This window comes from Bradyrhizobium genosp. SA-3, assembly GCF_004212635.1.
Classification (GTDB): domain Bacteria; phylum Pseudomonadota; class Alphaproteobacteria; order Rhizobiales; family Xanthobacteraceae; genus Bradyrhizobium.
Genome location: NZ_PSRT01000212.1, coordinates 1 through 10,701, shown reverse-complemented (window position 1 = coordinate 10,701; position 10,701 = coordinate 1). Strand labels below are relative to the sequence as shown.

Here is a 10,701-nt window from a genome sequence, read left to right as displayed (position 1 = left end):
AGAATGGCCGAGCGTGTTCGGCGACGCCAAAATGACCACCGCGCTGCTCGACCGATTGACCCATCACTGCGACATTGTCGAGACCGGCAACGATAGCTGGCGGTTCAAGAGCCGAGACGACGATCACGCCACCCGCGCTCGTCTCGCCTCCGCTATCCCGGCCAGCTCCGACGAGACGAGCGCTACCAGCAAAGCTCGCCGCGCAAAGGGGTCAAAATTGGACGCCGATGAGGGGTCAAATTTGCAAGCCGATTGACACCGTAGGTATCGGCAGCTCGGCCGAAGCTCGCGATGCGAAACGTGACCACGACATGGAAACGATCTGGTGCGGCGAGTTCGATCGCCTGAAGGCGTTGGTCGCTAAAGCAGGCGGGCACTTTGCAATGGAATTCGCAAGGCCCGCCGGCCAATTTCCTCTCAAGATCGTGTCAGCTCCGGATGTAAGCCACGAAGCGGAAGTTGTTGAAAGTTCATATCGAGCACTATCAATCAACCCGCCCAATTAGCAATTTGCAAGAACCCAGCTACTAACCTAACAGAGATCATCTCGCAGATGTCCGCGAAGATCATACAGCCCGAAGTATTTCTTTCGCGCAGTCGAGAGCTGTTGCGGCAACTTCTTTATAGCCGTCCCTTATGATCAGACTGTCTATTGCCCCGCGCATAAATTCAGGATTTAGCCTATCGACTTCGATCACGCTCTGTCGATATGGGTTCAGCTCGCGGATCAGTTCGGCGGAATGATCGACGCTCGCTGCAGCGATATCAAAGATATCTCGCGGTTTGATACTCGCTCCACGAAAGATGATCTTTGGCGATGATTTCCGGAATCGTTTCTAGAAGGACGTTCATACCTTCAATTTCTCTCTCAATCGTTGGGTTAGCGGTCTTGTGACCAGCAACGACGAAATCGATCTCGCCAACAGCTTCGAACGCCAATGGCAACAGCTTCGAACGCGATTGCTGTCACCCTTGTATTCGCTTGGGCGTTGAAGTCCTGTTTCTGCGGATCCAAAAACGGCAGCGATTGCGGATCACAAAGAAAGATGTCCACGTCGTGGCTTTCGCGATGTGCAATTTGCAGCATCATCGCGGTGCCTCCACCGAACGTCCAATGGGTCTATGACTGTTCCTTGCGAGTTAACTTGGCCAATTAGATCGCGCGCTATCCGAAATAGCTTCGCCCAATCCGACCTGGTCTTCTCGGTTATCACGCTGCAATCGGGTAATGCTCACCCGAATAGCTGGAAAACGCTTTTGCAGAAGCAACGAGCTCCGCATCGCTGATGCCGAACTGATGGGCGAATTCTTTCTGCAAATACGTGTCAACTTCACCGAAGAAAGCCGACATGTGTCCCGGCATTGTTTCAGCGGCAGCTGGATTCTTAAGGCAAAAGACGAGCGCCTGCGCGTCCAGCTGCTTGCTGTGAGGCGCGTTGACAGCGGCGAGAACTAGCGTCGAGATCGTCATTTGCGTCCCTTTTGTCCCGAGCTCAGGCAATCGAATTCCACTGAAGGTGGTGGAATGTCCAACGAAGTCAACCCAGCGAAATAGCTGATCATTTAAGCGAGGTACCATATTAACCGTAGCGTGAAGCGCGCTCAAACTCGGTCCTGACGTTGGCCGCCGGCGGAAGCGAGCGAGGCGTCGCCGGATCCAGCGCTCTGCTCCACGTGGCGCACAACGGCCTAGCCGAGCATTCGTGAAGACCTTCAAGCCCGATTGCGTTCGGGCGAATCCGATGCCTGACGCGAGCACCGTGCTGATGAAGATCGGAACTGGATGCGCTCACAACAGAACACCAGCATTCCGGACTGGCTATCGCTCGGCGGGGAACCATATCCGCCGATTAAACCAGCCGAACGCTCCGTCTAACGAGGCAACTGAATCAAGCAATACATTTTCTTATCGTCGCGACAACAAAGCGCGATTGCTGTTACTTACGGCGTTGCCTATTTGCGACGCCAGGTGGGCGTCTAGAGTGGTCGAATCGTTTGGACCTATTGTGATTATTAGATCGTGCGTACGTGTACGACCGACGCTAAAAAAATCGCCCGATGTATTCGCGGAAAACTTCACTAGCTTCCAAGTAGGTGTGACGCTGCCGCTCGACACGATGACGAACTTAATCTCATAAGAAACAGTATCAGGCTTCGGATCGCCGCCCGCTGGGCCAACAGAGTGCAGCAACACGTCTGTAAACATTGCTCCTTGGAGCCACTCTTTGATGCCCAAGTCGCTCTCGAGTATAAAAGGAGAACTCGTTGCTGGTTTCCACCGTATCTGTTCGAACGGATCGTTTCCTGGCTTGCAGACAGAATATGGAGTGTCGGGCCTCATTAGATAAGCGATAGACCAAGACGGATTGAACTTATCAACCCTGGTGGCCGTAGAGGAAAGCGTTCCTCCCAGTCCCAAACTAAACGTGGATGAAACTAGGTCATCGAATGTAAGCCCAGGATTTAAGGCTGATGACTCATCTACCTGCAAGCTTAAGCTGACCTGCGCTCCCCACTTCAGCGGAATGATGCCCTTTTTCGCAGGACCCGGCTTGTCATAGGATCCCGCGGACACTTCGATTAGGTTTACAGCCTGAACGGCGTCTCTTAGATCGCAATAGATTCGTTTCTTGATTTCGAACTCTATTTGCGCGGTGCCGGATATTTTGGGCTCGCCGTTTGCCGGGTTTGCTGGCCTGTCTGCGTCCCAAGCTTCTTTAATGTCCGGAACGGTGAGGCCGCAAGCACCTAAACAAAGAACACCTGCCGCAACAAATGCTCTACGGCAGAAAGTCAGCGCGATCATTGGACTATCCGATAAGTAAGAAAGCGTTGGAAGAAATCACTTAACGCTGTTCAGCTTTTGCACGTTCTCTTGGTGCATCTGCTCGATCGCCTGCCGTTGTTCGGGCGTGAGGTAAACCCGATAGGGGCAGACTGGAGGCAAGTGGTCATATCGAACACATCGCCCTTTCATCGCCTGCGTAGGCGCGGGAATTGTCGGTCGTTCAGCCGCTATTGCGGCCGGTGCGAACCCAAAGCAAAAAGCAACAAGGATCAGACGGCAATTGATCATTTGAATATCTCCCCAAGTAAAAGCTTGAAATGAACAACATGCAACCTTTGCGCGATCAAAAAGTCAACCGGGAATTCTCAACATCTCCAGGCTTATTCGGATGTTAGATTGCGCTCCCCTCGTGGATGAGTAAGTCACGGGTGCGAACCTTCGACAGGACTGCATGAATCCTCAGCGTCAAAGGGTGACACAGCACACAAAAACTGCGTCGCAAACACAAAAACGCGCGAAGCGGGGCCCGTTACATGTTTAGTTTGACCGTCGCGTTGAAGCGTTGAGCTCCAATTACGCACTTAGATTGGAATTACAGTCTTGGTCCATTTCGTACAGACTTTGCGCGCAGACGTCTGGCGACACAAATCAACGATCTGAGAAAGAAGAATGGCGAACTACAAGTACGGAAGCTATCTAGAGCAATCTAACAGCGAGGCTTTTAATCAGGATCACGGACCCGGAGTCGCAGCTCCCTACGCCGGAATCTATCGATGTATGGGCTGTCATCGTGAGATCGGCATTGCATCGGGCCACGTCTTACCGCCGCAAGGACATCATGCGCACACAGCGGCACAAGGATCGATTCGATGGCGGCTGCTTGTTTACGCAGACCATCAACCGGAATGATTATTCAAGATGGAGGTCCGACGAGAGCCGGACTTCTATCCTCTACGCTCCAGATCCAGGGCGGGGCCGGAAAAGTTTCTTCTGGCCTCATGATATCAGTTTGCGCGCACAGCGGCCGAGTGACCGCAAAATGGGGAGATTTAGGCGCCAACGCCAGTAGGTTCGATTTTGGTGGTTTGCGACGACGACAGCACGGAAGTTGGCGATTTCTTGGCCCTGAACTCAATGGATCGGTCGCCTGCATTATTCACGCAAAGGCAGCCATGAGCTTCATTCTGCCAGCGTCACCGCGATCGAGGCTGCCGGTAGGCAGACTCTTGCATCGCTCGCGTTCTACTCAACGGTGGCACTTGCATGAACAAAGGATCCCGATCGCTGGAATACGGGCGTTCATGCCAACGAGGTGCAGCTGACCGAGCTCAGTCGTAGCGTTTAAGAACGCTCAACACCTCTCCGTCGGAGAGATCGACGATAGCGTCAAGGGAGCGCTCACAAACCGGAGTTGGCAACGAGAGGCCTGGATCCTGGCGGCTCGTTTGCTTGACCGTTCCGAACTCGAGGACGATTTCCGCGATCCACGCACGAACCGTAGCTGGCAGATGCAGATGTACTTGAACACCTTGTTTACCGCATGCGCCCGCGGGAATACCGGGTTGCCGATTTATTACCATTAAGGGCAACTCGGAGAGTGGCGGATGAGCTGTCGCACACCGACGAGAAGGAGGAGCACGTGCCGAGAAAAATGACCGGGTCTGATGGAGTATCGGTTACCATTCCAGATGGCGGTCGCCAGATCAACGGCTTCTTCTTTAGCGTCATGACTTGAAATCATCGCGCAAGAAAGAGGCCTTGAACGCAGCTTGCAGCGTGTCTGCCGACAGCGGCGCGATCCAGGGCAGTCGCCCTAACCACCGCACCCTTCCAATCTCGCAAATCGCCCTCACAGCATCCGAATTCTTTTCGCCAACGAAAGCGATTCCAAGAATGTCGATCTGGCGCCTCCGGAGCGCCTCTATGGACAGCAGTGAACAATTGATCGTGCCCAGAGTTGTGCTCGCGCAGAGCACGACAGGAAGTCGCCATCTCTCCAAGACGTCAATGTAAAGCGAGCCGCAATTCAGCGGCTCCATTAGTCCGCCGGTACCCTCGATTACGAGCGGCTGCCCTCCAGTGTTCGGCACGTCCAGCGAATCCGTTTTGATGCGAACCTCGTCAATCTCCGCGGAACTGTAGGGCCAAGCGGCCGTTTGCAGTCGGTAACGCTCAGGCACGATGCGATCCGACGGAAGACTGCCAAGCCGGGCAACGCGCTCGGTGTCCGTTTCTCCTTCGGCGCCGACTTGAATCGGTTTCCAAAACTTCGCACCGAGGAGATTGACAAGTCCTGCGCAGAACACCGTCTTTCCGATGCCGGCGCCTGTAGCGGTCACCACAATCCGCTGCTGGCTCATCGAGCTTGGCCTCTTGTCTCCTCCTGCAGTGTACGCATCTCATCCTCCACGATTTTCAGTGTCAGTTCACAAACGTGCGCCAGTCGGGAGGCCCCGCCTCGCGCTTGGAAAGATCGGTAGTCTACGTTCGGCGTACGACCCGACCTTCCAGCAAGTCGAGCAAAGGGCAACTCAGCGCACTTACGACCATTTTTTCTCTCTCAACGCCAGGCAGCGGCCGCACAATTTATGCAAGACACCGATGTCGTTCGTTGCCGATGCTCCTGGCCTGAATAGGGCCTGCCCCGCATGGCCAACTGATAGGTTGAACCATAGAAGTTTCGGGCGCGGACCATCGCGCTTCCCCGAGTTGCGTGTCATGCGTTGTGACAGGTCAAGATTGTTTTCGACACACAAATACTGTCCGGATCGGACGAAGGCGTTCACGTCCGGCACGATGTATCCTAATAGATGCAGAACTGTACGTTTCGTACCACAGCTCTACGATTGGTGACTGAGTTCAATTGGTATGGGGCCGTTGAGATAGTGCTGAAAAGTCTTCTCCGGAGAACATTGATCGACGGTATCACCCGCAACGGAGTATTGCCCGTAGTCAAGTTTTGCGCGCGGGTATTCATCGAGCCGCCGAGCCAGAATAACGCCACATTCAGATCATTTGGGCATCGAGCAACTCACACAGCTTGCTCAATTGGAAATTCTGCGAGCCTCTGATGTAAGGCCGAGCGCTCACACTAGCGCCCTTCTGCCATCAACGGCATTCCAGCATTGCGTTGAGCCTGATCCCGATATAAGAACGCGGCCAAGTTGCGACGTCACGTTTGCGGCCACCATGATCCGTCACATCGTCTTCTTCACAGCCAAGGAAAAAACCGATATCGACCAAATCATCGAAGGTCTATCGGTTCTCACCTCCATTCCATATGCACGCCGGCTCGAGATTGCGCGCAACCGCAAGAGTGATCAGCTCGGCAATGACATCGACGTCGTGGTGTACGGGGAGTTTGATAGCGAGACGGATCTCGCTGCGTATAAAACGCACAATTTGTATCGAGAAGCGATCCGATGCGTACGGCCACTCCGGGAGTTACGCTTTGCCGCTGACTATGAGCTGTCAACAGACGTGCATTTCGCTGGAACGGCAGGGCTAACGCAAGTCGCTCGGCGCAGCGGACCAGCTGGCCGTGAGTAGCTTGATGATCAGCCGCAAAGTCTCGTACGCGTCGGACGGAAATAGCCCTCGTTCGGAAAGGCATCACGCGTCGCGAGCCTCACAACCTGCCGCTCGTCGGTAACAGATAGCCTATGCACGTTCGCGAGTTGCAGTGGATTGAGCCTGTCAAGGCGCTGCGCTGCTTTGCGCAGCGGTCGCAGCTTACCTTTCTCGATAGCGCGGCAGGGCATGAGCTGCTTGGGCGCTACTCATATCTGGCCTGCGAGCCGTTCAGCACCTATTTGGTCGCCGATGGACAGGCAAGTTGGAATGGAGAGGCACTTTCAGGCGATCCATGGGAGGTCCTCCGCGGCCTTCTTGCGAGATACAAAGAAGCGCCTCGCCCCGATCTCCCCCCATTCCAGGGCGGCGCAGCCGGCTTCCTTGCTTACGATATGAACCGAACACTGGAGCGGCTGCCGCCGCCGTCAATTCTCGGCCTGCGGTTGCCTCAATCAATCCTGCATTTTTACGATGTGGTGGTCAGCTTCGATCACCGGCACCACAGGTGCTGGATCGTCTCGACCGGATGGCCCGAGCAGGACCCCACCCGACGAGCCGATCGCGCGCGTCGTCGGGCCGATGAGTTTGCAGCACTGCTTGCCAGGCCAAAGTCGCCGCGGATCATAATCCCCAGCACGGCGGACGCTTGGCATTCGAACCATAGCCGTGAACGCTTCATCGCAGCGGTCCAGCGCGTCGTCGGTTTGATCCTGGCTGGAGATATATTCCAGGCGAACATCGCGCAACGCTTCAGTGCCAGGGTTTCGCCCCTGTTCGATCCGCTCACCTTTTATTGCCAGCTCCGGTCATTGAACCCGGCACCGTTTGCAGCTCTCTTGCGCTACGATAAGCTGACAATCGCATCGAGCTCTCCTGAGCGATTTCTGAAACTTGACGGACGGCAGGTCGAAACGCGCCCGATCAAGGGCACGATCGCGCGTTCCACCGATTCCGCGGAAGATGGGCGCCGTGCCGAACTCCTTCTTGCGTCCGAGAAGGATCGTGCCGAGAACATTATGATCGTCGACCTGCTGCGCAACGATCTGTCACGCGTTTGTACCGACAATTCGGTCGAGGTTACCGCACTGTGCAACCTGGAATCCTATGCGTCAGTGCACCATCTCGTCTCGATTGTCAGGGGCGCACTTACTCCAGACAAAGACGCCGTCGGTCTGCTTCGCGCCTGTTTTCCGGGCGGCTCCGTTACCGGCGTTCCGAAGGTGCGAGCAATGGAAATCATTGCGGACATCGAGGGAGTGGCGCGAGAGGTCTATTGCGGGGCGATCGGTTTCATTGGATTCAATGGACAGATGGACACGAACATTGCGATCCGCACCGTGATGATCGACGACGACCTAGCTGTGTTTCATGCAGGGGCTGGAATAACGGCGATGTCAGATCCTGAAGCCGAGTATGAGGAGACGCTTGCCAAAGCACAGCGACTCTTCGACGCCTTTGGTGCCGACCCATCTGGTGCGTTTTGATTTTGATCATCGACAATTACGATTCCTTCGTGTTCAATATTGCGCGCTATTTCCGCGAGCTCGGTGAAGAGACGCACGTTGTCCGGAATGACGCGATCAGCTTCACCGATCTCGTCGCGCTCCAGGCGCGTGTAATCGTGATATCTCCCGGGCCGTGCACGCCAGTGGAGGCCGGCATATCCACTGCCGTTGTCCGCCAACTCTCGGGTCGCGTTCCAATACTTGGCATCTGTCTTGGGCACCAGTGTATTGGGAGCGTTTTCGGCGGTCGCGTGGCGCGCGCGCGTTGCCCCATGCACGGCCGAGCCTCACACATAACGCATGACGGCCGAGGGTTGTTCAAGGAACTCCCGTCTCCACTTTCTGTTGGACGCTATCATTCTCTGGCGGTCGACCTCGAGGAGTCAGACGCGCAGCATCTCGTGGTGACAGCCCGTTCAATTGAAGGTGAGATTATGGCTTTGTCACATCGGCATCATCCAACCTATGGCGTGCAATTCCACCCCGAGTCAGTACTTACTCAACAAGGGCACGTGTTGCTTATGAATTTCTTGCGATTGGCGGCCAGTTTCGAAGCGTGAGATCGGAGACTTCGTCGAATGGCGAGCTGCGTATTCGTGAATCGCCCCACAGAGGTCGGATAAGATGTAACCAGAAGGCGTAAATCGCTCAGCTGGTACGTTACGTACGCAACTTTCTCTTTTGGTGCAGCCTCAATCGAATTACTTGGCGCCGCGTCGGCCTCCTCGCATCACCTGCATTCGGGTAAGTCGGGGTCATTTTCTGGCTTCTTAGCGAAAACGTTTATTCGAGATCGCCAAGAGATTGGCGGTGTCTAGGCGGTACTCTGGACACCGCTGCCCTAACGGGCGTTTCCTCCCCTCACTTGGCCACCGGCGCCTATGGGATCGGCGGTTCTCTTCGGTATCGGATCAACGCCCCCGTTATCTGCCAAAGCTTCGCGTATCGATCGGGCTCGCCATGCCTATAGGATTCGCCGCCCTCATCGCACGCGCTGTCCGGAGATACCGAGTCGAGACGTCAACACCGCGGCTGTAACATCATCGGTCGCGGTCAGTCGGAATCCGCTGGCTAGTTGAGATCGGAGAAACAAGAGGAAGTGGACAACCGAACTAGCTAGGCCGCGTACCAATAAACTCGACGGCGTCATGTGGCTGGTGACTACGTCCGCTTTGGTCCTATAGCGACCAAGCTCGTGCGGCAGCGCAGTATGTCGCGATGGGCCAGGAGCCGACGAAGAGGGATCGCATCTTTGACGAAATTCCTGTGCAGCGCACCTACAGCCGGCCACCGCCGGAGCAAGGCGGCCTACAGAATAGGGACATTTGCCGAGAGCTTCGGGAACTCAAAGTGCAGCCTGACGGTTTCTACTGAATGGAACGCCTACTCTATTTCCTCCCTGCTCATCCGCAGCCTGCCTATATCCGGTTTGGGACGAGCGCCCTCATCATGGCGTTCTTCATTCTTGTGCAAATGGGTCTGCAATCGCAAAGCGGCTTCGGCGGATTGTTCTTCCTTCTTCCCGGGATCTTTCTATGTGGCCTTCTGTTCGATCGCGGTAGCACATTTTTGGGCACGGCACTCGCCACGTTATATGCGGTGTACGCCGCGCCCGCTGCACCGTGGACTGCCCATCTTCTACCTTTGGGATTGTTCGTCGCGACCGGTCTCGGTATCGGCGTAGTTGCAGAGGGATTTCGTAACGAACTGGAGAGGATGGTTGCCGCCGAGAAAGCGAAAACGGTTCTTCTCATGGAGTTGGCGCATCGCACGAAGAACAATTTAGCTATGTTATCCGCGATGATGCGATTGCAGGCCAAGCAGGCTGGCGTGAGCGCGGCCGACGCGCTCGGCGACATGGCCTCACGTATCCAGGTGATGTCACAGGTCTACGATCACCTCACGATCAGGGCCGAGCGGAAGGTTGTCGATGCCAAGCAGTATCTCACAGAAATATGCCAGCATCTTTCCGCGTCAATCACTGGGACAAGCCCTGTAGCGATCACGGCTCGGGCGGATGAGCTGTATATTCACAGCGAGCAGGCCGTCCCAATCGCGATCATCGTCAATGAGCTTGTTACGAACAGCTTAAAGTATGCCTTCCCGGACGGGCGGCCGGGTCATATCCACGTCGACCTTCATGCCGACAGCGAAGTGGTCCTTACCGTGAGTGACAACGGCGTCGGCATCCGAACGCAGCAGCCGGAAGGCGTCGGATCGCGGGTTGTATCTCTGCTATCACAGCAACTCGGCGGCACGATCGATTACGAAAATCTGGATCAGGGTTGCCGCGTCACACTCCGAATGCCTAAGCCTAGTGTCTAGAGGCCGACGTCAGCACGCCTTCAATCGACCTGACGACGCGCTACTTTAAGCGGGCAGCGTCAAGGGTCCATTTTGGGTCATTTTCCACGGTTTCAGCGGAGATTGTCGGCTGGCTGATGTCCGCTTCTACCCCGTAACCGTCCAACCGGAACGTGCCCGGAAGACGTTGCGTCTGGCCCGGACCGAGCCAATCATATACCTTTTCGCTGGTCCTAAAGTCCTCCCCCTCAGCACGCGAAGACCGACCTGTCGCTCGCACGCGTGGAAACCCACCGCAAGCGATGTCGCAGAACAATCATTTCCGAAGCAGGGTGCGAACCTTCTTCAAGGTCCACCATATTCCTTCGTCAATCCGCCGCGAGAGTTGTTGATACCCTCTTTGATCAATACCTGCAGCGCATCGTTGCGAGACAGCTTTAGCCGCGCCCGACGTTTCGCGACATTCTTCAGAGCTGTCAGAAGTTCCACATTCACGGTCAAATCATCTCTCTCTCTCTCTCTCTCTCTCTC

At 55.5% G+C, this 10,701-nt stretch carries 11 protein-coding genes; 6 read left to right on the top strand and 5 right to left on the bottom strand.

All coding sequences use genetic code 11. From position 1 onward, the window contains the following. Together CWO91_RS39715 and CWO91_RS39710 are read left to right on the top strand one after the other, a co-directional pair. A partial coding sequence (locus CWO91_RS39715; protein WP_165406036.1) for an ATP-binding protein occupies window positions 1-256 on the top strand: 256 nt, incomplete at its 5' end. 55 nt (window positions 257-311) lie between these two features. Continuing rightward, window positions 312-506 carry a hypothetical protein gene (locus CWO91_RS39710; protein ID WP_245471526.1) on the top strand — a complete coding sequence of 65 codons (195 nt, stop codon included), beginning with the start codon at window positions 312-314 and terminating at the stop codon, window positions 504-506. A 374-nt stretch (window positions 507-880) separates the two neighbouring features. On the opposite strand, the gene CWO91_RS39705 is transcribed toward CWO91_RS39710, so the two are convergent. The 4 genes from CWO91_RS39705 to CWO91_RS39685 form a co-directional block, all read right to left on the bottom strand. Continuing rightward, window positions 881-1,090 carry a hypothetical protein gene (locus CWO91_RS39705; protein ID WP_130220802.1) on the bottom strand — a complete coding sequence of 70 codons (210 nt, stop codon included), beginning with the start codon at window positions 1,088-1,090 and terminating at the stop codon, window positions 881-883. Window positions 1,091-1,210: 120 nt separating this feature from the next. Next, window positions 1,211-1,471, bottom strand: a complete 261-nt coding sequence (locus CWO91_RS39700) for a hypothetical protein (protein WP_130220801.1) — start codon at window positions 1,469-1,471, stop codon at window positions 1,211-1,213. Between the two features lie 435 nt (window positions 1,472-1,906). Continuing rightward, window positions 1,907-2,806, bottom strand: a complete 900-nt coding sequence (locus tag CWO91_RS39695; protein WP_130220800.1) for a hypothetical protein — start codon at window positions 2,804-2,806, stop codon at window positions 1,907-1,909. A gap of 1,706 nt (window positions 2,807-4,512) precedes the next feature. Further along, a complete protein-coding gene (locus tag CWO91_RS39685; protein ID WP_130220798.1) occupies window positions 4,513-5,148 on the bottom strand; it encodes a dethiobiotin synthase in 636 nt (211 codons plus the stop codon). 829 nt (window positions 5,149-5,977) lie between these two features. Between CWO91_RS39685 and CWO91_RS39680 the strand changes: the two genes are divergently transcribed. The 4 genes from CWO91_RS39680 (at window position 5,978) to CWO91_RS39665 (ending at window position 10,191) form a co-directional block, all read left to right on the top strand. Continuing rightward, window positions 5,978-6,337 (top strand): Dabb family protein, encoded by a 360-nt coding sequence (locus CWO91_RS39680; RefSeq protein ID WP_130220797.1) that lies wholly within the window; start codon window positions 5,978-5,980, stop codon window positions 6,335-6,337. Between the two features lie 113 nt (window positions 6,338-6,450). After that, window positions 6,451-7,845 carry an aminodeoxychorismate synthase component I gene (gene pabB, locus CWO91_RS39675; protein ID WP_130220796.1) on the top strand — a complete coding sequence of 465 codons (1,395 nt, stop codon included), beginning with the start codon at window positions 6,451-6,453 and terminating at the stop codon, window positions 7,843-7,845. Beyond that, entirely contained in the window at window positions 7,842-8,426 is a 585-nt protein-coding gene (locus CWO91_RS39670) for an anthranilate synthase component II (protein WP_165406035.1), read from the top strand. The genes pabB and CWO91_RS39670 overlap by 4 nt, the downstream gene beginning before the upstream one ends. Window positions 8,427-9,315: 889 nt before the next feature. Beyond that, window positions 9,316-10,191: a sensor histidine kinase gene (locus CWO91_RS39665; protein WP_165406034.1), complete on the top strand. Its 876-nt coding sequence runs from the start codon at window positions 9,316-9,318 to the stop codon at window positions 10,189-10,191. A gap of 324 nt (window positions 10,192-10,515) precedes the next feature. On the opposite strand, the gene CWO91_RS43905 is transcribed toward CWO91_RS39665, so the two are convergent. Beyond that, window positions 10,516-10,701, bottom strand: a 186-nt coding sequence (locus tag CWO91_RS43905; protein ID WP_208753138.1) for a hypothetical protein, incomplete at its 5' end; no start/stop codon positions are given.